Source organism: Enterobacter sp. MGH 37 (genome assembly GCF_000534515.1).
Classification (GTDB): Bacteria; Pseudomonadota; Gammaproteobacteria; order Enterobacterales; family Enterobacteriaceae; genus Enterobacter; species Enterobacter kobei.
In genome coordinates this window covers 1,442,666-1,462,973 of the sequence record NZ_KI973205.1, presented here as the reverse complement: position 1 = coordinate 1,462,973, position 20,308 = coordinate 1,442,666, and the positions used below count along the sequence as shown (strand labels likewise).

Annotated in this window: 18 protein-coding genes and 1 pseudogene; 7 read left to right on the top strand and 12 right to left on the bottom strand. The window is 53.8% G+C overall.

What is annotated here, in order from left to right; translation table 11 throughout:
* Positions 1 to 7 precede the first annotated feature (7 nt).
* From silA to L383_RS16730, 4 genes and pseudogenes are all read left to right on the top strand, one after another.
* Positions 8 to 3,189, top strand: a pseudogene (gene silA / locus L383_RS0123850) (Cu(+)/Ag(+) efflux RND transporter permease subunit SilA).
* 17 nt (positions 3,190 to 3,206) lie between these two features.
* Positions 3,207 to 4,538 carry a type II toxin-antitoxin system HipA family toxin YjjJ gene (gene yjjJ / locus L383_RS16720; protein WP_306790839.1) on the top strand — a complete coding sequence of 444 codons (1,332 nt, stop codon included), beginning with the start codon at positions 3,207 to 3,209 and terminating at the stop codon, positions 4,536 to 4,538.
* Between the two features lie 300 nt (positions 4,539 to 4,838).
* Positions 4,839 to 5,288, top strand: coding sequence for a PACE efflux transporter (locus L383_RS16725; protein WP_023330430.1), 450 nt, complete (start codon positions 4,839 to 4,841; stop codon positions 5,286 to 5,288).
* A 143-nt stretch (positions 5,289 to 5,431) separates the two neighbouring features.
* Complete coding sequence (locus tag L383_RS16730; RefSeq protein ID WP_023330429.1) at positions 5,432 to 5,794, top strand: TIR domain-containing protein; 363 nt, start codon at positions 5,432 to 5,434, stop codon at positions 5,792 to 5,794.
* A gap of 32 nt (positions 5,795 to 5,826) precedes the next feature.
* Here L383_RS16730 and L383_RS16735 read toward each other — a convergent pair whose 3' ends face one another.
* On the bottom strand, positions 5,827 to 6,588 hold the full coding sequence (locus L383_RS16735; protein ID WP_014883850.1) for a DeoR/GlpR family DNA-binding transcription regulator: 762 nt from the start codon (positions 6,586 to 6,588) through the stop codon (positions 5,827 to 5,829).
* 86 nt (positions 6,589 to 6,674) lie between these two features.
* Between L383_RS16735 and L383_RS16740 the strand changes: the two genes are divergently transcribed.
* Entirely contained in the window at positions 6,675 to 7,259 is a 585-nt protein-coding gene (locus tag L383_RS16740) for an NUDIX hydrolase (protein ID WP_014883849.1), read from the top strand.
* Positions 7,260 to 7,342: 83 nt separating this feature from the next.
* Positions 7,343 to 8,101, top strand: coding sequence for a trans-aconitate 2-methyltransferase (tam, locus tag L383_RS16745; RefSeq protein ID WP_014883848.1), 759 nt, complete (start codon positions 7,343 to 7,345; stop codon positions 8,099 to 8,101).
* Positions 8,102 to 8,109: 8 nt separating this feature from the next.
* Here the strand turns inward: tam and L383_RS16750 are convergent, their stop codons facing one another.
* The 6 genes from L383_RS16750 to L383_RS16775 all read right to left on the bottom strand — a co-directional run bounded on the left by L383_RS16750 (position 8,110) and on the right by L383_RS16775 (position 13,735).
* Positions 8,110 to 9,300 (bottom strand): cytochrome c biogenesis protein/redoxin, encoded by a 1,191-nt coding sequence (locus L383_RS16750; RefSeq protein WP_023330428.1) that lies wholly within the window; start codon positions 9,298 to 9,300, stop codon positions 8,110 to 8,112.
* 135 nt (positions 9,301 to 9,435) lie between these two features.
* Positions 9,436 to 10,734 carry an ATP-binding protein gene (locus L383_RS16755; RefSeq protein ID WP_023330427.1) on the bottom strand — a complete coding sequence of 433 codons (1,299 nt, stop codon included), beginning with the start codon at positions 10,732 to 10,734 and terminating at the stop codon, positions 9,436 to 9,438.
* Positions 10,731 to 11,471: a response regulator gene (locus L383_RS16760; protein ID WP_014883845.1), complete on the bottom strand. Its 741-nt coding sequence runs from the start codon at positions 11,469 to 11,471 to the stop codon at positions 10,731 to 10,733. The genes L383_RS16755 and L383_RS16760 overlap by 4 nt, the downstream gene beginning before the upstream one ends.
* A gap of 44 nt (positions 11,472 to 11,515) precedes the next feature.
* Positions 11,516 to 12,511, bottom strand: coding sequence for an alpha/beta fold hydrolase (locus tag L383_RS16765; protein WP_023330426.1), 996 nt, complete (start codon positions 12,509 to 12,511; stop codon positions 11,516 to 11,518).
* Positions 12,512 to 12,657: 146 nt separating this feature from the next.
* Positions 12,658 to 13,098, bottom strand: a complete 441-nt coding sequence (locus L383_RS16770) for a GNAT family N-acetyltransferase (RefSeq protein WP_014883843.1) — start codon at positions 13,096 to 13,098, stop codon at positions 12,658 to 12,660.
* A gap of 52 nt (positions 13,099 to 13,150) precedes the next feature.
* Positions 13,151 to 13,735: a hypothetical protein gene (locus L383_RS16775; protein ID WP_023330425.1), complete on the bottom strand. Its 585-nt coding sequence runs from the start codon at positions 13,733 to 13,735 to the stop codon at positions 13,151 to 13,153.
* A 134-nt stretch (positions 13,736 to 13,869) separates the two neighbouring features.
* Between L383_RS16775 and L383_RS16780 the strand changes: the two genes are divergently transcribed.
* On the top strand, positions 13,870 to 14,418 hold the full coding sequence (locus L383_RS16780) for a GNAT family N-acetyltransferase (protein WP_023330424.1): 549 nt from the start codon (positions 13,870 to 13,872) through the stop codon (positions 14,416 to 14,418).
* Here L383_RS16780 and L383_RS16785 read toward each other — a convergent pair.
* The 5 genes from L383_RS16785 to L383_RS16805 form a co-directional block, all read right to left on the bottom strand.
* Positions 14,406 to 15,320: a bestrophin family protein gene (locus L383_RS16785; RefSeq protein ID WP_023330423.1), complete on the bottom strand. Its 915-nt coding sequence runs from the start codon at positions 15,318 to 15,320 to the stop codon at positions 14,406 to 14,408. The genes L383_RS16780 and L383_RS16785 overlap by 13 nt on opposite strands.
* A gap of 201 nt (positions 15,321 to 15,521) precedes the next feature.
* Positions 15,522 to 16,973, bottom strand: coding sequence for a tagaturonate reductase (locus L383_RS16790; protein WP_023330422.1), 1,452 nt, complete (start codon positions 16,971 to 16,973; stop codon positions 15,522 to 15,524).
* 116 nt (positions 16,974 to 17,089) lie between these two features.
* Entirely contained in the window at positions 17,090 to 17,617 is a 528-nt protein-coding gene (locus tag L383_RS16795; RefSeq protein WP_023330421.1) for a GNAT family N-acetyltransferase, read from the bottom strand.
* 82 nt (positions 17,618 to 17,699) lie between these two features.
* The gene (locus L383_RS16800) at positions 17,700 to 18,665 is read right to left on the bottom strand and encodes a sensor domain-containing diguanylate cyclase (protein WP_023330420.1); all 966 of its coding nucleotides are present in this window, start codon (positions 18,663 to 18,665) and stop codon (positions 17,700 to 17,702) included.
* Between the two features lie 111 nt (positions 18,666 to 18,776).
* A complete protein-coding gene (locus L383_RS16805) occupies positions 18,777 to 20,225 on the bottom strand; it encodes a sensor domain-containing diguanylate cyclase (protein ID WP_023330419.1) in 1,449 nt (482 codons plus the stop codon).
* Positions 20,226 to 20,308: the final 83 nt, after the last annotated feature.

The window sequence follows — 20,308 nt, the reverse complement described above, 5'->3', positions numbered from 1 at the left end:
GACGATGATGATTGAATGGATTATCCGGCGGTCCGTCGCCAACCGTTTCCTGGTGATGATGGGGGCGCTGTTTCTTAGCATCTGGGGCGCATGGACCATCATCAACACACCGGTCGATGCCTTGCCCGACCTGTCTGACGTTCAGGTGATTATCAAAACCAGCTATCCTGGCCAGGCCCCGCAGATAGTTGAAAATCAGGTGACCTATCCGCTCACTACCACCATGCTGTCGGTACCCGGTGCCAAAACCGTGCGCGGTTTTTCTCAGTTTGGTGATTCGTATGTGTATGTCATTTTTGAAGACGGTACTGATTTGTATTGGGCCCGGTCGCGCGTACTGGAGTACCTGAACCAGGTTCAGGGCAAACTGCCTGCTGGCGTGAGTTCAGAAATTGGCCCGGATGCCACGGGGGTGGGCTGGATATTTGAATATGCGCTGGTCGATCGTTCCGGTAAGCACGATCTCGCAGAATTGCGCTCATTGCAGGACTGGTTCCTGAAATTTGAGTTAAAAACCATCCCCAACGTGGCTGAAGTGGCATCGGTTGGCGGTGTGGTTAAGCAGTATCAGATCCAGGTCAATCCGTTAAAACTGGCCCAGTACGGCATAAGCCTGTCGGAGGTTAAGCAGGCCCTTGCGTCGTCGAACCAGGAAGCAGGGGGATCGTCGGTTGAAATGGCGGAAGCAGAGTATATGGTCCGGGCCAGCGGCTACCTACAGACGATAGACGATTTCAATAATATCGTGCTGAAAACCAGTGAGAACGGTGTCCCGATTTACCTGCGCGATGTTGCTCGCGTACAAACGGGGCCGGAAATGCGCCGCGGTATTGCTGAGCTGAACGGGCAGGGGGAAGTGGCGGGTGGCGTGGTGATCCTGCGCTCGGGCAAAAATGCGCGTGAAGTCATTACGGCGGTGAAGGATAAGCTGGAAACGTTGAAGGCCAGCCTGCCGGAAGGCGTCGAGATTGTGACGACCTACGATCGCAGCCAGTTAATCGACAGAGCTATCGATAACCTAACCTGAGCGGCAAGCTGATTGAAGAATTTATCGTGGTGGCCATCGTCTGTGCGCTGTTCCTCTGGCATGTCCGCTCTGCACTGGTGGCGATTGTCTCTCTGCCGCTCGGCCTGTGTATTGCCTTTATTGTGATGCATTTTCAGGGACTGAACGCCAACATCATGTCGCTGGGGGGCATTGCCATTGCCGTCGGTGCGATGGTGGATGCGGCCATTGTGATGATTGAAAACGCGCACAAACGGCTGGAAGAGTGGGATCATCTGCATCCGGAAGAGCAGATCGACAACGCCACCCGCTGGAAGGTGATCACCAATGCCTCTGTGGAAGTGGGGCCCGCACTGTTTATCAGCCTGCTGATCATCACCTTATCGTTTATTCCCATCTTTACCCTTGAGGGACAGGAAGGGCGACTGTTTGGTCCACTGGCCTTCACGAAAACGTACTCCATGGCGGGGGCGGCCATGCTCGCCATCATCGTTATCCCCATCCTGATGGGCTTCTGGATCCGCGGAAAAATCCCCGCAGAGAACAGTAACCCGCTGAACCGGCTGCTGATTAACGCCTATCATCCGCTGCTGATCAGGGTTCTCCACTGGCCAAAAGCCACCCTGTTGGTTGCAGCCTTATCTATCTTCACGGTTATCTGGCCGCTGAGCCAGGTTGGCGGTGAGTTTTTACCGAAGATCAACGAAGGCGACCTGCTGTATATGCCCTCGACCTTGCCCGGTGTGTCTCCGGCAGAAGCGGCGGCGCTCCTGCAAACCACGGACAAACTCATCAAAACGGTGCCTGAAGTGGCGTCTGTTTTCGGCAAGACAGGTAAGGCAGAAACGGCAACGGATGCCGCACCGCTTGAAATGGTGGAAACCACGATTCAGCTCAAACCAGAGGATCAGTGGCGGCCCGGCATGACGATTGACAAGATTATTGACGAACTGGATAACACCGTTCGTTTGCCAGGCCTGGCTAACCTGTGGGTTCCGCCTATTCGTAACCGCATTGATATGCTCTCCACCGGGATCAAAAGCCCGATAGGTATCAAAGTGTCCGGTACCGTTCTGTCTGATATCGACGCCACGGCGCAGCGCATCGAGGCGGTCGCCAAAACGGTGCCCGGCGTGGTGTCTGCTCTGGCGGAACGCCTGGAGGGCGGGCGTTACATTGATGTGGATATTAACCGGGAAAAAGCCGCCCGCTACGGAATGACGGTGGGCGATGTGCAGCTGTTTGTCTCTTCGGCCATTGGCGGCGCAACGGTAGGTGAAACGGTGGAAGGCGTCGCCCGCTACCCGATCAATATTCGTTATCCTAAGGACTACCGGAACAGCCCGAATGCGTTAAAACAGATGCCTATCCTGACGCCGATGAAACAGCAGATCACGCTGGGCGATGTGGCTGATATTAAGGTTGTTTCCGGCCCCACGATGTTGAAAACGGAGAATGCCCGGCCAGCCAGCTGGATTTACATCGATGCACGGGGCAGGGATATGGTATCGGTGGTGAACGACATTAAGACGGCCATCAGTCAGAACGTGAAGCTGATGCCAGGTACCAGCGTGTCTTTCTCCGGACAATTTGAGCTTCTCGAACATGCCAATAAGAAGCTGAAACTGATGGTACCGATGACGGTGATGATCATCTTCATTTTACTTTACCTGGCGTTTCGTCGCGTGGATGAAGCAATGCTGATCCTGATGAGTCTGCCGTTCGCCCTGGTCGGTGGAATATGGTTTCTCTACTGGCAGGGTTTCCATATGTCAGTCGCAACCGGAACCGGATTTATCGCCCTGGCCGGGGTCGCAGCGGAATTTGGGGTCGTTATGCTGATGTATTTACGTCATGCCATTGAAGCGCAACCGGAACTGTCCCGTCGGGAAACGTTCACAGAACAAGGGCTTGATGAAGCACTATATCATGGTGCCGTGCTCCGTGTGCGGCCAAAGGCCATGACCGTCGCGGTGATCATTGCGGGCCTGCTGCCAATACTTTGGGGGACTGGTGCCGGTTCGGAAGTTATGAGCCGGATAGCGGCGCCCATGATCGGCGGGATGATCACAGCGCCGCTGTTATCGCTGTTTATCATTCCTGCGGCTTACAAGTTGATTTGGTTGCGCAGGCATAACTCAGCGACAATCGTTCGCGAAGATGACAGGGGGCCCAATACCTGATAAGTTAGCTATTCAATATGCTATTCATAAAGCGATTCACTACGATGATAAACCGATCCGAAACGTTACGACAACTGCTGAGGCAAGGCCCAATATCGGTAAGACAACTAATTGATATTATGGGTATTAGCCAGCCAACCATCTCCAGGGCGATTAAAGCACTTGGCGATGAGGTTGTTCGGATCGGCTCCGGTCCATCTATTCACTATGTGCTACGCGATACGCGTCGGGGGTTCAGTTCGGCCCCCATTTACCGCATAACGGAAGAGGGCCAGGTTAAACCGCTGGGCAGACTCGTTCCGGTTTATCCAGACGGATTTGTAATGGAGCAAACGGACGGTATTTGCCTCCATAGCGACGGGTTGCCGTGGTGGCTGTTTGACATGCGGCTCCAGGGATATCTTGGCCGCGCGTATGCCTCCCGATTTTCATTCGAACTGGGCCTGCCGGCAAATCCAGAGAGCTGGAGTGATTCGGATGTTATCAGGGCATTGCTGGCACACGGACACGATGCGGTGGGGAATCTGTTAATAGGTGAACAGGCGCGGAACCATTTTGTGGAGATGCCGTCGCCTGTAGCCGTGGATCGGCCCACGGCATACCCGGCGCTGGCGCTGGCCGTTAGCTCCGGAGAGGTGCCGGGTTCCTCCGCTGGTGGTGAACAACCCAAATTTTGCACCTATACAGAACGAGGTCACGTCATCGTGAAATTCACGGCGCCGGACGATAACCCTATTAGCGAACGCTGGCGGGATCTGTTGCTGGCGGAACACGTTGCATTAAAGGTGCTCGGCGTCGAAACAGAGGTGTTTGATTTTGGCGGACAGCGCTTCCTCGAAATCCCGCGCTTCGATCGCACAGGCGCGCTTGGTCGCAATGGTCTCTTTTCTTTACGAGCGCTGGAAGCGGAATTTGTCGGCCGGGCGAGAGAGACATGGCCCGTGCTGGTTAATGAGCTGGTAAAGCAGGGCTGCGTTCACCTTGATGCGGTGGCCGCTACGGCACGGCTTTGGGCGTTTGGCATGCTGATTGGCAATACCGACATGCACCACGGTAATCTGTCGTTCATCAGCGCGCATGGCCGACCTTACCATCTTGCGCCAGCCTATGACATGCTGCCCATGGGATTTGCACCTAAGTCAGGTGGCGGAATGGTGAATACGCTTCGTCCGGCATCGCTTCCTGAGGTGATAGAGGGAGATACCTGGCACGAGGCGCTGGAACTGGCTGAGCGTTTTTATGCTTTGGCCAGCAATTGCGACCGTTTCTCTGCCAGTTTTACGCCATGCATGGTGGCGTTACGCGCACATATTGACGACGCGGGGGCGAGGATAGCGCGCCTGGGATGATGCGCATAAGGAGAGATGCATTTTTATGGACTAAGGAAGATATCACAGAAGGTATGGAGACCTGGAGTGTCTCAATATTGCATTTAACATAATATACATTATGCGCACTTGCATTAGGTAAGGCGAAATCTGGCGTTTCGTGGCTGTCATTGTCCTGAATGCTGATAGTCTCTGAAAGCGTCTCCGTTGACCATCTCACAGTGCCTTCCGCTTTTGCTCAGAGTTTCAATCCTGCGTGTTTAGAAAAAGTTGAACGATGCCTGATATACTTCGGCTTTTGGAAAACGCAGCCCTGAGCAAATGGAAATTGAATTAAATAAAAGCGTTAAAGAACGAATCTTCCATGCTGTCATTTTTGAAGTCATAGCTAACGTTATCATCGCGCTGTCGCTTGCCTGGTTGATGAACGTTTCGATACTTCAGTCTGGCTCGCTGTCCGTGATATCTGCACTGACCGCGACGGCATGGAATTTTGTTTTTAATAAACTCTTTGACTCGCTGCAGAAAAAATACCGCTTTCAACGAACCTTCCTTGTTCGTGCTATGCATGCGGTGGGTTTTGAAACAGGACTGATCATCACCTTAATCCCCGTTGCGATGGTTATGCTGGATTTACCCCTCACTGAGGCATTTTTCGTTGAGATTGGACTGGTGCTGTTTTTCCTGCCATACACAATGCTGTTTAACTGGCTATACGATTACCTGCGTTGGATGTTCGTTGGACGGAGGCGTTCGGCTTCGTTGCAATAGCCCTTCTGCCTAAGTGATTACATGCTTTGTCATGCATGATTTTGCACGATAATGCACGAAAACATTTCATAACGCGGCGGTAATCTCGTAAGATATTGTCTGCAAACGTGCAACTTCATGCAATCACACTGACAGAGGTATCTATGACACAACAGCTCATTTTAATTGCCGGCCCCTATCGAAGCGGCACCGATGGCCTTCAGGCGCGCATTGATGAGAATCTTGCGCGTCTCGAAAACGCCGCATTAGCCGTATACCAGCGTGGTCACGTTCCGGTCATTGGCGAATGGCTGGCTCTGCCGCTGGCGAAGGCCGCGGGCTCGACATCGTTGGGAGATGACATCGCAGAATCAATGCTTTACCCCGTAGCTCACCGGCTCATCGCAAAATGCGATGCGATTTATCGGATTGCCGGTGCGTCTAAGGGGGCGGATATGGACATTGAAGTGGCCAGGGAACTTGGCCTCACGATTTATACTACGCTGGAGAGCATTCCTCAGGCTTAACGATGACCGTGCCAGTCAGTCATCTGACTGGCTCATGAGGAAGCCAGTACGACCGATACCCCTTTTTCGGATAGCGTATGCACCCAGCCACGATCGGTATCGTCTTCGACGACAAGGGTATTCGCTAAGGATACGTCCCCAATCACAAACGATGACGCCGTATTGATTTTTTCCGGTGAAGCCAGAACAACCGTCTCGGCCGCTCTGCCGGAAAATGCACGTTTGATGCACGCCTCTTCGAAATCGCCCGTGGTCAACCCTGCTTCCGGATGGATCCCGGTCACGCCCATAAAGAACAGATCGGCATGAATGTTTTCGATACCTTCGATGGCCGCCGCGCCGACTGCAACAATCGAGTGTTTATACAAACGGCCGCCAATCAGAATCACTTCAATAGCGGGATGATTAACCAGCCCCAGAGCAATGCTCGGACTGTGCGTCACCACGGTAATACGCAAATCAGGCGGTAAGAAAGTAATCAGTTCAGAGGTGGTCGTTCCACCGTCAATGATCACTACCTGGCCCGAAGAAATCAGCTGCGCGCCCTTCTGCGCTACCTTTCTTTTGGCATCCATTTTAACGGACTGACGCTCTGCAAAAGGTACAATAGCGGAAGACGACGGCAGCGCACCGCCGTGAACACGCTGTAAACGCCCTTCTGCCGCCAGCTCGCGTAAATCACGCCGGATGGTGTCCTCAGAGACATCAAAGAGAATGCTGAGCGCTTTAGACTGGACCTGGCCTTCGGCGCCGAGCTTCTCTAGTATCAATTGTTTTCGCTGACTGGTGAGCATTCTGGATTCCTGATATTGCATGATAAATCTTGAAACTGCACGTTAATGCTGTTATTGATCGTTACTCTACGTAAGGAGGACAAAACGTGCAATCGAAACGTGCAGATGTGCGCATCATTAACGATGAAATATTGTCAGATAACTGGTACTTACTCAAAAAATATACCTTTGACCATCAACGACGCGATGGCGAATGGCAGCGACAAACACGTGAAGTCTATGACCGGGGGAATGGCGCGACTATTCTGCTCTACAACCGTGATAAAAAAACGGTGATTCTGACTCGCCAGTTCCGTTTCCCGGTCTTTATCAATGGTCATCAGGGTGATCTGATCGAGGCTGCTGCGGGCCTGCTCGACAATATGGATCCAGAGAGCCGAATAAAGGCAGAAGCGGAAGAAGAGACCGGGTTTAAGGTGTCGAGCGTGCAGAAAATCTTTGAAGCCTATATGAGCCCGGGTTCCGTTACGGAGAAACTCTACTTCTACCTTGCCGAATATCAGCCAAAGGATAAAACCAGCGCAGGCGGCGGTATCAAAGCGGAGGGTGAGGATATCGACGTGCTGGAGCTCCCCTTTGAGGACGCTTTGCGGGGCATTGAAACGGGCATGATTGTTGACGGGAAAACCATCATGCTGCTCTATCATGTTGCACTGAAAGGCATTCTGTAATCTGACCTTGTTGCGGCACCTGTCCCGGTGCAGGTGCCGGCCTGTGCTATCCTTGCTGGTACACGCAAAAAGGAGATCTAAAGATGGCCGACTGGAACCCTTCTCTTTATCTGCAATACGGTGCTGAACGCACGCGTCCTGCCGCTGAGCTACTCGCCAGAATCCCACTGGATGACGTCGCCACCCTCGCCGATTTGGGCTGTGGTCCGGGAAACAGCACGGCGCTGTTGCGCCATCGCTGGCCGAACGCACAGATTACCGGGGTCGATAACTCGCCTGCCATGCTGGAAGAGGCGCGCAGTGCGCTGCCGGGCTGCCGCTTTGTTGAGTCCGATATCCGCCAGTATAAGCCGGACCAGGCGCTGAATTTGATTTATGCCAATGCCTCATTGCAATGGGTTCCAGACCATTACGATCTTCTGCCTCACCTTGTTTCTCTCCTCGCGCTTAATGGCGTCCTGGCGATCCAGATGCCGGACAACTGGCTTGAGCCTACTCACGTAGCCATGCGCGAAGTGGCCCTGGAGCAAGACTATCCTGACCGCGGTAGAGAACCGCTGCCTGGGGTCCATGCCTACTATGACATTTTGTCCGAAGCCGGGTGTGAGGTGGATATCTGGCGGACGACCTATTTCCATAAAATGCGCTCGCATCAGGCCATCATTGACTGGGTCAGCGCCACCGGGTTACGCCCATGGCTCCAGGAACTGAACGAGCACGAACAGAAACGTTTCCTGAAACGCTACCATGAACTACTGGAAGAGCAGTATCCGCTCCAGGAAAACGGGCAGATACTGCTGGCTTTTCCTCGGTTGTTTATGGTTGCTCAGCGTCAACCCTGAGGCGGTAATCAGGAACGGGCTTCTTTCAGCAGCTGTTGAATCACCTGTTCCTGTTTATCGTAATTTCCCTCCCCAAAGGAGGTGTAGCGCAGCTGCCCTTTAGCATCAAAGTAATAATGCGCTGGCCAGTACTGGTTGCCGAAAGCATTCCAGATTTGGTAATTATTATCCGTCACAACCCGATACGGCAGCTGCCATTTATTCACCGCATTTTTTACCGACGAAATCGGTTTCTCCCACGGATATTCCGGGGTATGAACCCCAATCACGACCAGACCTTCCGACTGATACTTTGTGGCCCAGTCGCGCACATGCGGAAGCGTATGCTGGCAATTAATGCAGTCCCAGGTCCAGAAATCAATCAGGACCACCTTCCCGCGCAGCGATTCAGACGTGACAGGGTCACCGTTTATCCACCCTGTTCCACCGCTCAACGACGGCAGCTGGCTACTCGGCTCGGTCATCACCACCGGCTGGAGCTTCACCGCTTGTGTAGCGGGTTTTGCCAGATTCAGCAGCGTGGTTTCAAGACGGTCCGCCACCCCATTTGCGCCTTTCAGAACAGACGTCATTCCGGTCGCGTTAAAGACGACAGCCGCTAACATCACCACGCCAGCCCCCTGGCGAAGCTTCGCCATCAGCGCCGATTTTGCTCTCAGTGGTGCCATCAGCGTGCGGCCTCCGAGAACGAGTAAACCCAGCATTAACGCGCATCCACTGCCGTAGGCGGCAAGTAACGCCCCTGTCGCGATGGCTGAATGTCCCGCAATATTAAGGCTGAATATCGCCCCCAGAATGGGACCTGCGCAGGGGGACCAGAGCAACCCGACCGCCAGCCCGGCCAGAAAAGCAGATGCCATGCCGCGTGTTTGTCCGCTTCGGGTGTTCAGGACGTTTCCCGCGCTGACTGCTGGCCCGGCAATTCGCTGGGCAAAGGAGGGAAAAATTAACGCCAGCGCGGCCGTAGCCAGAATGATAAGCGCGATCCAGCGTCCAACGACGGTGGCTTCAGCTATCCACTCGCTGGCGACGGTGACAACCATCGCAACCAGGGTGAACATCACGATCATCCCCGCGAGCAGTGCCATAATATGTCGTCTTTGCCCCTGAAAACCGGCAAACAGGAGGGGAATAACCGGGAGCGTACATGGACTGAGCAGGCTTATCATCCCGCCCAGAAAAGCAATTATCAAAAACATAGAGACCTCACGATACAAGTCCTGCGACGCTGCAGTGAGGCTATTTCATCGTGCGGATGTGTTCAGGATATGTGTAAAAGCGCGGGTTTTGTCTGGCTCTGTATCTTCCCGGAAGGCAGATACAAAGCCATACAATTAACGTCGTGGGAGCGTAACGGAGACATCCAGCCCGCCCTCGGCGCGGTTCACCAGCTTCAGCTTGCCGTCCAGCTGTGCGGTCAGTTGCGCAGCAATTGCCAGACCCAGTCCGGTTCCACCGGTATCACGGTTGCGCGATGTTTCAACCCGATAAAACGGCTGCAATACGGCCTCCAGTTCGGCATCGGGTATTCCCGGGCCGCCATCAATAATGTGGATCACCACCTCACTGGCGGATGAATCATCAATGACAATGTTGGCGCGCTCGCCAAATTTCAGGGCGTTATCCAGCAGGTTGGTCATCACCCGGCGAAGCGCCTGCGGACGCGTGACAATCGGCAAACGGGATTCGCCCGCCTGAAATTGCACGTTTTTACCGATGTCCTGATAATCACAGGCGATGCTGTTTATCCAGGCATTAAGTTCCAGCTTCAGCGATGTCTCTTCCAGTGATTCTGATGACCGGGCATAGGCAATTCCCTCGCGCACCAGACGCGACATATTATCAAGGTCATCCATGAGCTTGTCGCGCAGTTCAGGGTGTTCCGCCATTTCGACCCGCAGCTTCATGCGGGTAATCGGCGTCTGGAGATCGTGCGAAATGGAGGCCAGAATCTGCGCACGTTCCCGGAGATAAGACTGAATACGTGCCTGCATGGCGTTGAAGGCATGGGCAGCCCGTTGTACCTCAAGCGGCCCTTTCTCGGTCATTGGCGTATTGGCCGCCGGATCCAGGGCGTCAACCGCGCGGGTAAACTGTGAAAAAGGCCGCACTACCTGCCGCACGGCAAACCAGGAGCAGGCCGCGAGCAGCAACAGTTGCAGGATGAGAACAACGGGCAGCCAGCTGGCGACCGGTGGCATGCGCGGGATCAGATCAATGGTCAACGGCGCGCCGTCGTGTAACGTAAGATGCGCCTGGATATGTGAAATGGCGCCAGGAACAGCCGTAAAGCTGAGCGGGTATTGTGCTGCCAGTGTCGCTTTTAGGGTACGGATGGCATCCCGGGAACGCATATCCGTCGGTGCGTTGCCCGGCTCACCCGGACCGAGGATATAACGATAGTTACCCCGCTCAAGGCGCGGCAGCCAGGCCGCCCGTTCAGTGGCCGGCAAGCGGTCTAAAATGGCCACGCTGGTCGCGACATCGTATTCCAGGTTACCGAGCATCACCGTGCGGGCGCTGTGCATTCGTTCTATCATGACCAGCGTCAGGCTCAGGGCGTTGGCCAGCAACAGGCCGGGAAGCACAATGATCAGCAAACGGGCCAACAGTGAGCGTGGCCAGAACCTCATTCGTTCGCCTCTTTGATCGTGACCGGCATGGTAAACACATAGCCCTCGCTGCGCACGGTTTTAATATAGGCGGGTGTACGCGCATCTTCATTCAGGCGTTGACGTACCCGGCTGACCAGCAGATCGATAGAACGTTCAAACAGTTCGGCGTCGCGCCCCTGCGTCAGGTTGAGCAGTTGATCGCGAGTCAACACGCGCTGAGGATGATCGAGGAAAACGCGCAGCAGGCGATACTCCGCCCCGCTGAGCGCCACAATCACCCCTTCCGGGTCTATCAGGTGGCGGGCAACGGTATCGAGCTCCCATTCACCAAACGTCACCAGTCGCCCTGCTTCTGTTACCTGTAAATTGGGCGGCATTGTACGAAAACGGCGTAAAATCGCTTTGATTCGCGCCAGCAATTCGCGCGCAACAAAAGGCTTCACAACGTAATCATCCGCGCCCATCTCCAGCCCCAGGATCCTGTCCGTCTCCTCATTACGCGCCGTCAGCATCAGGATAGGCAGATCTTTATGTTTGCCGACACGCAGTTGCCGACACAGCGTAAGACCGTCATCGCCGGGCATCATGACGTCCAGCACCACCAGGTCGATATGCTGTTTATCCAGCACGGCGCGCATCTCCTTGCCGTTGGCCGCGCCGGAGGCGCGATAACCGGACTTAACGAGATAGTCGACAATCAGTTCACGAATATCCCTGTCGTCATCGACGACAAGGATATGGTCAATATGCTCCACCGAAATCTCCAGACTGAAGGGTAACGTATTGAAAATAGCACATTTCAGAGTTTATCTGCGTCGACCACAGCGTTAACGAAATCCTGCGGATCTTCCTGAGGTGGATTGTGACCCACTGTCGCCCCAAAGGTGCGGTGTTCATACTTACCGGTAAATTTACCCGCGTAGGCCTGTGGTGCCGGATGCGGTGCCCCGTTATTTCCGCCTTCGATGGTGATCGTTGGTACGGTGATATTCGGCAGCGCGGCCAGTTTTTGTTCGTAGCTGTCGTATTTGCGCTCACCTTTTTCCAGCCCTAAGCGCCAGCGGTAATTGCTGAGCGTCACCGCGACGTGATCCGGATTATCGAGCGATTTGGCGCTGGCGTTGAAGGTTGCATCGCTAAATTTCCAGTCCGGTGAGGCCTGCGACCAGATCAAACGGGCGAAGTCATGCGTGTTTTTAGCGTAGCCTTCCGCACCGCGCTCGGTGGCGAAGTAAAACTGATACCACCACTGCTGCTCTGCTTTTGGCGGCAACGGTTGTTTGCCAATCTGTTGGCTGCTGATGAGATACCCACTCACCGAAACGAGTGACTTAACGCGTTCTGGCCACAGCGCCGCAACGATGTCCGCGGTGCGGGCACCCCAGTCGTAGCCTGCAAATACGGCCTGTTTAATATTCAGGGCGTCCATCAGATTAACAATATCTTTCGCCATCGCAGACGGCTGGCCGTTGCGCGGGGTTTTAGCTGACAGGAAGCGAGTGGTGCCGTAGCCGCGCAGAGAAGGCACAATGACACGGTAACCTTTTGCCGCGAGTGCGGGAGCGACTTCAGCATAGCTGTGAATATCGTAGGGCCAGCCGTGTAATAAAATGACCGGTTGACCGTCTTTCGGGCCGATGTCGACATACCCGACGTTAAGGTCGCCGGCGTTAATTTGCTGCGGGTGGTCAAAGGCTGCCGTGAAGCTGGTGCCGGTGACTTCGGCCTGACAGGACATCACGGTGCCAAGAGAAACGGTCAGAGCAAGGGTCGAGTAAGCGAGTTTGCTGAACATATTTGGTGTCTCCGATTGAGTTCAATTCACGGGGATATAACAACACCTCAATGTATAGCGGATATGTGCGAAAGCGGGTTTATTGCAAGCCTGTGTATGTATCAGGAAAACAGATACAGTGTGATACAAACACAGGCGTTTTAGCCTTAAAGGGAAAGGCGATAGCGAACGTAATCGTCGGCCTCACCGTATTGATCGTAGAGTTTACGCGCCGGGTTATTCTCCCGGGTGACCCAGTACAGTTTTGACCACCCTTCACGCTTACCTTCTGCAATCAGGGCATCTATAAGCGCTTTGCCCGCCCCCGCGCCGCGTTCAGCAGCATCAACAAACAGATCTTCCAGGTAGCAAATGGGCGCTGTTGACCAGGTTCCTTCGTGCAGAATACACATTGCGAAACCGATCACTTTTTCGTCCTTCTCTACCACGCGGCAGAACATCGACGATTGCGCTGAGAGCGCCCTCTCCCAGGTTGATGCGGTAACGGATTCCTCTAGATAGCACTCATAGAAATGGGTATAGCCATCCCACAGCGGTCGCCATTGAGAATAATCATCTTCGCGTAGCGGTCTTACCGTAACTGCCATGTGTTCCTCGAAATACCTGTTAATTGCCATAGTGAAACAGCGTAGGGTCGTATCACCTTTTTAATCGCATTTTGCGGGCCAGACGGGCAAGACGCTGCGTACGGCAGTAGAGCGTAAAGAGCACGAACCCTTTTCCATTCATCACCAATCTGCAAAGTACCAACGCGAAGAAGGCAATGACCAATGGCCAACTACTTCCGTGATGTGCAAGCAAGAGATATACCGCCTGAACGACGGTTATTATCAGCAAAATAAAGAACAGCGCCAGAAATCCCGCTAACCCTGACGTTAATCCCCGAGCCAGAAGTACGCTTGTGATGATGAGCGCGCCAATCATGACCAATGACGGTAAGAAAAAGCTCAGTGCATGGTGTAAGGGTGATAAGCCCGGAAACGCATGGAGAAAAGGCAGAAGATTAAATGCAAAAGCCACTAAAAACAGAGGAAGCAGCACCGCGACCGGATAAGGGTTTTGACGTGGAAGCTCATTGAGCGGCCGGGAAAAATAACGTTCAAGCTCGGGAGTGAAATGGTTCAATAGATGAGCCTCGCCTCGGGCGATAGTCTTCTCAATCTCCCAGCCATGATGCAGGAGATCACAGAAAACGCGTCCGTTTAAAAGTGGCAGCAATCTCATCAAAAATATCACCATCAAATAAAAGGAAACGATTTTGGTGGTCAATAACCACAGCGCAGCGCACTGGAATGTGATAGAGATAAAAATACCAGAACCCAAACAAAAACATAACGCTTAAATACGGAGATCCGCGGATGACAATACCTACGCTCACGACTGAACGCTTACTGTTAAAACCGCTGGTTGCCGAAGATGCTGTCCAGATACAGAAGCTATATCCGCGGTGGGAGATCGTGCGTTATATGGTCTCTTCGGTGCCCTGGCCTTACCCGGATAACGGTGCGGAAAATTATGTTAACAACGTGGCGCTGCCCGATATGGCAAAAGGGATTGCCTGGTTCTGGAGCATCCGACGTCGCGAAGTACCGGATGAACTCATGGGTATTATCTGCCTGTACGATATTGAAGATAACAACCGCGGATTCTGGCTGGCACTGGAGTTTCAGGGTAAAGGCTATATGCGGGAGGCGAGCATTGCGGCGACGGATTACTGGTTCAATACGCTGAACAAAGCGGTGTTGCGTGCGCCGAAGGCCGCCGCCAACAGCCGCTCACGTCGTATTTCAGACAGCAGCGGCATGCGGCTTGTCAGAACGGAAAAGAAAGCCTACGTCAGCGGTATGCTTGACTCCGAACTGTGGGAGATCACCCGCGACGAGTGGAACGCCCGTCAGGTCAGCTGATAATGCTTATCTGGCATCAACCTTTCAGGAATATTCTCTTCATCGTTCATCTGCAGCAGATCGCGTTCCATATTGTTGCAGATGGCGTCCAGCGGCAGGTCGTTATCTTCCGTACCAAACGGATCTTCCAGCTCTTCTGCCAGGGTATCCAGCGAGATAAAGGTGTAAGAGATCAGCGCGGAGACAAACGGTGTCATGTAATGCAGGTCCACAACCAGCGCGAACGGCAGCATGATGCAGAACAGATATACCGTGCGGTGCAAAATCAGCGTATAGGCAAACGGCACTGGCGTCGTCGCGATACGCTCGCAGCCGGAAAGGACGATGGACATGTCGTTCAAGCGGTTGTTCAGACTGTGGAAAAGGATGTCCGAAAGCTGTCCGTTACGCCGCCGCACGGCAAGCCACTCCCCCATGATCAGTAGAATACGGTTGGCCGACGAGTTGGCAGCCATCACGTGCCGTAAATCATCCGCAGCCAGATAACGAGCGAGTTCTTTAGCGTTCAGTTCCCGGCGCAAGGTCATACGCAGGCAGTTGGCAAAGGCAATCTGCAGGCGGACAAACTCACCCAAATGTTTATCGTCAGGCAAGGTGTTTTTTACCTCGCGAAACAGCGAGCGTGCCGCTATCATCAACTGCCCCCAGAGCAGTCGAGCCTCGACGTAACGTGAATAACAGGCGTTGTTTCTGAAACCCAGAAAGATAGCAATCGCCACGCCGAGAATGCTGAAGGGCGCGACGGTAAATTTGATGCCCAGCGAGGTGTACCACGGCAGCATCAGGATCACGGCGATAGAAAGCAGGAAGTTGAGCAGCAGTCGGGTATAGATTTTGGGAAGTACCGAACCGTGCCAGACAAAAATCAGTTGTAGCCAGTGCTGTTTAGGACGAACAATCATAGTGAGTTTCAGGCAAGAAAAGAGCGTGGCTATTAAACGTGATCCCCCTCACGGTTGCAAGCATGTTAACGGGACATTGCATTTTCCCATCTACAAAGCGAAACATGCACGGTGCTGATTCTCTTTTTTAAAAACGGAGTCAATAGTATGTTGTAACTAAAATAGATTCTATTTAAACCCGGCCGCAGCCGGGTGACGTGATTAGCAAAGTGGTTTCACCGCTGCGCGCATTCCCTTCAGCAGAATGGCATCAAGATCCAGCGTCACCTGGTCCACCAGGCCGTTCACCTGCGTCAGGTCCAGCTCCCAGTGCTCTCTCTCGCTCAACACAGCCTGCACCAGTTCACGGGTACTTATCTGATTATCGCGGTGCCGCGCCCATAACTGCTGATAGCATTCCAGCCAGTACGCATCATCCTGTACCGGATAGCCCTCCCCGTTACGCTCCGCGCGATAAAACGCAATCAGGGCCGCTAACGCAAACGTCAGACGGGATGGTAACTGCCCCCTGACCTTCTGCCCGGCCAGCAATTGCGGCAGAATGCGGGTGCGGTATTTAGTCATGCCGTTGAGCGCAATCGAGAGCAACTGGTGTCTGATGTAAGGGTTCCGAAAACGCCCTGTTACCGCGCTGGCGAACGATTCCAGTTCATCACGTGGCAGATCGAGGACCGGAATAATTTCCTGATAAATCGCTTTTTCGACGAAGGCACAGATATCGGCATCATTCATCGCCTCACCGACCGTATCCAGCCCCGCCAGGAACGCTACCGGCACCAGTGCCGTATGCGCACCATTCAGGATGGCGACTTTACGTTCTTTATAGGGTTTGATGTCATCCACAATCAGCACATTAAGCGGATACTTATCCAGACGCAGTTCTCGGGCAAGGAATGCAGGCCCCTGAATAACAAATAGGTAGAAGTGTTCTGCGGTATCCAGGAACGCATCGTGATATCCCAGCTCAGCTTCCAGCGCGGCCGCTTCATCGCGCGGGTAACCGGTCACGATACGGTCAACCAGCGTTGAGCAGAAATGGTTTGCTTCATTTAGCCACTGGATGAAAGCGGCAGGCAGCGCCCACTCCTGCGCATAACGCAAGACCAGTTCACGCAAGGCGTCTCCGTTGTAGTCTATCAGCTCACACGGAATGATGATCCAGCCCTTATCGGTCGCACCATTGAAGTGGCTGAAGCGCTCAAACAGCAGGCGCGTCAGTTTCGCCGGATAGCTCACGGCAGGCGCATCGTCGAATTTGTCACCCGCGTGATAGCCGATCCCGGCCTCGGTGGTGTTCGAGAAGACAAAACGCATATCGGGGTTGTGGGCCAGTTTCAGGAACGCATCATACTGGCTGTAGACGTCGATCTCCCGGTTAACCGAGCGGATAAGACGGCTCTCACTTACCGTTTCGCCCTGCTCATTCAGGCCGCGAATGATGGTGGTATAGAGGCCATCCTGGGTGCTCAGCGAGGGCGGGAAAGCACTCTGAATGGGGCGAACGATAACCACACCGGCATTGAGATCGGTATGTTCATTTAGCAGGTCAATTTGCCAGTCGACAAACGCACGCAGGAAGTTGCCTTCACCAAACTGGATGATGCGTTCAGGGTATTGAGCACCGGGAAAATCACGACGGTTAAGCGTGTTCACAATGGGTTCCTTTTATGATTAGTCATACAGCCTGATAAGATTGGTACGATAACTTATCAAAACTTTCCGACCAGGAACCCTGTTTCGATCAATTCACGGCGTGGTTGTGACGAAAATTATAAGAATTTGTAGAACACGGACGTCGCCGTCATGGCACCGTCCGGCATCAGGGCGTAGCGCGGGATCTCACCGACCTTTTGCCAGCCGGCACGCTGATAAAACGTCTCAGCGCCGCTGCCGGTGGAGGTATCGAGTACCAGAACCGAAATATTTCTGGCGCGGGCTTCAGCCTCAAGCGCTTCCATCAGCGCCATCGCGGCCCCTTTGCGACGCGCTTTTTCATGTACCAGAAGTTTTGCCACATCGGCACGATGAGGTTGATTCTCTGGCTGGTCGGTAATCAGTTGCACCGTTCCGATAACCCCCAGCTGGGGATCAACGCTGGCAAGTACAACGCGCTCATGGCGCCCTACGCTTTCAGCAATACCGAGCCAGAATGAACGGGCCTTCTCGAGGCTAAACGGCAACATGAAGCTGACGGATGCGCCGCCGCTCACGCAGTTTTCGAGGATCCCGGCCAGCGCATCAAGATGAGTGAGAATGTCGTCACGGGTGAAGTTTTGGATATGCAGTGAGGTATTCATTGTTTGTCCTTACGTTGAATACCCACACTTTGCATTTAACATTTTCTTAACGCAATCGGGTCAGTCATACGCTTTTGTTATATCACCGCCCGCGCTGCCGCTGCTGCTTCATGGCATACATTTTTGCATCGGCATCGTTGAGCCACTTTTGCAGGTCGTTACTGTTGTGATCAAATTCACTCAGCCCCCAGGAGAACTTCAGCGACCATGGGTGTAACTTGCGCGCATTGTAGTTTTCGACCTGCTCGGCGAGATACTGCATGGCAATCCACGCCCCCTGCTCATCCGTGTCGGCAAACAGCACCGCAAACTCATCGCCACCGAAACGAACCAGCAGATCCGCTTCACGGAAAGAGGTACGCATCAGTTGCGCCATGACTTTAAGCGCCTTATCCCCCTCCTCATGCCCGTAACGATCGTTAATCTCCTTGAACCGATCCAGATCCAGCCATCCGAGCGTCAACGGCTCAGCACGGCGTCGGGCAATGGAAAGCGTGAACCGCACAAGCTGATTAAAGCCGCGTCGGTTGAATAACCCGGTTAACTCATCCGTGGTCGCCGCGCTGATGGCGGCAAACTCATCCTCAGCCAGCGCGCCCAGGTCACCCAGTACGGCGAGATCGGCCGCTGAAAACTCGCGAGGAGCGTAATCAATCAGGCAAAGCGAGCCAACGCTTGCGCCGTCTCGTAAGCGCAGCGGGAAGCCCGCGTAAAAACGCACGCCGGGCTCACCGGCCACCAGCGGGTTATCCGCGAACCGGTCATCCTGACGCATATCCCCTACCACCAGCGGAGCTTCAGTGAGGATCGTATGGCCACAGAAAGATATGTTACGCGGAACGGAACCGGGTGCCTGTCCATCCGCCGATTTCACGATCAGCGAGTGCTCATCAATAAGATTGACCATCGCCAGTGGCACCTGGAAAAAGCGTTTCGCCAGGCGCGTTAAGCGGTCAAACGCCGGGGAACTGTCGATCTCAAGCAGACCCGATTCGCGCAGCGAGTGAAGTCGGTCTGTTTCATTTTCAGGTGTTGCAGGTGCTTTCATAATGTCTCCTGACGTAAAGCGTTACTCAAAGCGTAGCTTAAACAGAGACATTGTCAGTGTGCGAATATCCTGTTAAGCCGCTATCTAATTCACGTCAATGCCTTATAACGATTAACACAGCTCAGTTTCACTCCCGGCACTGGCGGCAAGTTGCTCATCCGCCAGCCGGGCGCTGGTACGATTTCGACCCGCCTTTTTTGAACGATAAAGATGATCGTCCGCCTCGGCCATCAGCTTGTTGAAGACCTCAGTCAACTGCCATGACTCCGCCTTTCCGCTTCCAAGGCCAATACTGACCGTCAGATAAAGCGTCTGCTGACGCCAGGTGAAAGGATGGCTGGCCACGGTACTCCTGATACGTTCCGCCAGTGCATAGCCGTGTTGTTCATCGCCCGAATTAACGACCACAGCAAACTCCTCTCCCCCCATGCGGGCCACCATCCCGTCTTCACCAACGACCTGCTGAACCTGGCGGGCAAAGGATGCCAGCACGCGGTCGCCGCACTCATGACCGTAGTTATCATTGATGCTTTTGAAGTAATCAATATCGAGCAGCATGACGGTCAGAAAACGTGGATGACGGTGCGTTTCTTCGCGTTTTAGCGCCTCGTAAAGCCCGGAACGCGAGTAGACGTGGGTCAGAAAGTCATAATCCGCCCGCAGGGATACCTGACGGATCAGGGAATTAATCGCCGCCATGCTGACGGAGACCATCACCGGGCAGATCGCCATCGTGGCAATACCCAGCCGCGCAGAAAACATCATCGGGGTCGAGAGCGGCGTCGCCACGGCGATATTTATGATGGAGTTGGCGACCAGAATGATTTCAATCGCCCCTGTAATAAACGTCAGCAGGCAGGTCGCAGGCAGCGAGTAGCGTACCGCACACCAGATAAGCGCAGGCAGCGGAAATGCGAGGCTTCCCGCTCCGCCAATCACCACCGAGGCAGCCACCGAAACAACCAGCGCGACGATCGGTAACAGTTTCTCCAGATTTACCCTGAGTTCCCGCACCGGCAAACCGAGGGTAAGTATGCACGGCACAACGAGTACGCCAGTGGAGAATTGTTCGCTAAACCAGTCGGCAAACAGCGGCCAGAAGGTATGACTGTCTATCCCCACGGACCCGAACGCACCGAGCAAGGCACACAGCAGCGCAGCAATCAGGCAGTAGTTAAACAGCCGTAATGCGTTGAGCGGATCGGGGGTTTTCTTCATCAACCGTCTGTCACGCTGAACCAGCACGGCGACAACGACGATAAAGATCATATTAGACAGGTTTATGACCACCGAGGCCATTCCCCAGTTAGTCGTCACCGCGTCGTACATCAGCATCGCGACATAACATACCGCGTAGTAATGCAGGCGATGCAGAAACACATAACGGGCAAAGATCCCTGCCATAACGCCATTCAGCGGCCAGAACAGGGATAAGGCCTCGACCAGCCGCAATTCCGCGCCCACAAAATAAAAGAGAGTGGTGAGAATAAATATCGCCGAGGCATTACGCAGCGGCGTGTCGGGTTGGAACAACCTGAAGGCGGTGAGAGCAGAACGCATTAAATATCATTCCATATGAATGCTTATGGCAAATATTGCGGTCGTCAGCATGATCGGGACTAACTTAACCTGCATCTATAACA

Excerpts from the sequence above, each read along its gene's own strand:
- yjjJ (WP_306790839.1), top strand. The coding sequence starts at position 3,207 with ATGCTATTCATAAAGCGATTCACTACGATGATAAACCGATCCGAAACG.
- L383_RS16725 (WP_023330430.1), top strand. The coding sequence starts at position 4,839 with ATGGAAATTGAATTAAATAAAAGCGTTAAAGAACGAATCTTCCATGCT.
- L383_RS16730 (WP_023330429.1), top strand. The coding sequence starts at position 5,432 with ATGACACAACAGCTCATTTTAATTGCCGGCCCCTATCGAAGCGGCACC.
- L383_RS16735 (WP_014883850.1), bottom strand. The coding sequence starts at position 6,588 with ATGCTCACCAGTCAGCGAAAACAATTGATACTAGAGAAGCTCGGCGCC.
- tam (WP_014883848.1), top strand. The coding sequence starts at position 7,343 with ATGGCCGACTGGAACCCTTCTCTTTATCTGCAATACGGTGCTGAACGC.
- L383_RS16750 (WP_023330428.1), bottom strand. The coding sequence starts at position 9,300 with ATGTTTTTGATAATTGCTTTTCTGGGCGGGATGATAAGCCTGCTCAGT.
- L383_RS16755 (WP_023330427.1), bottom strand. The coding sequence starts at position 10,734 with ATGAGGTTCTGGCCACGCTCACTGTTGGCCCGTTTGCTGATCATTGTG.
- L383_RS16765 (WP_023330426.1), bottom strand. The coding sequence starts at position 12,511 with ATGTTCAGCAAACTCGCTTACTCGACCCTTGCTCTGACCGTTTCTCTT.
- L383_RS16770 (WP_014883843.1), bottom strand. The coding sequence starts at position 13,098 with ATGGCAGTTACGGTAAGACCGCTACGCGAAGATGATTATTCTCAATGG.
- L383_RS16775 (WP_023330425.1), bottom strand. The coding sequence starts at position 13,735 with ATGAGATTGCTGCCACTTTTAAACGGACGCGTTTTCTGTGATCTCCTG.
- L383_RS16780 (WP_023330424.1), top strand. The coding sequence starts at position 13,870 with ATGACAATACCTACGCTCACGACTGAACGCTTACTGTTAAAACCGCTG.
- L383_RS16785 (WP_023330423.1), bottom strand. The coding sequence starts at position 15,320 with ATGATTGTTCGTCCTAAACAGCACTGGCTACAACTGATTTTTGTCTGG.
- L383_RS16795 (WP_023330421.1), bottom strand. The coding sequence starts at position 17,617 with ATGAATACCTCACTGCATATCCAAAACTTCACCCGTGACGACATTCTC.
- L383_RS16800 (WP_023330420.1), bottom strand. The coding sequence starts at position 18,665 with ATGAAAGCACCTGCAACACCTGAAAATGAAACAGACCGACTTCACTCG.
- L383_RS16805 (WP_023330419.1), bottom strand. The coding sequence starts at position 20,225 with ATGCGTTCTGCTCTCACCGCCTTCAGGTTGTTCCAACCCGACACGCCG.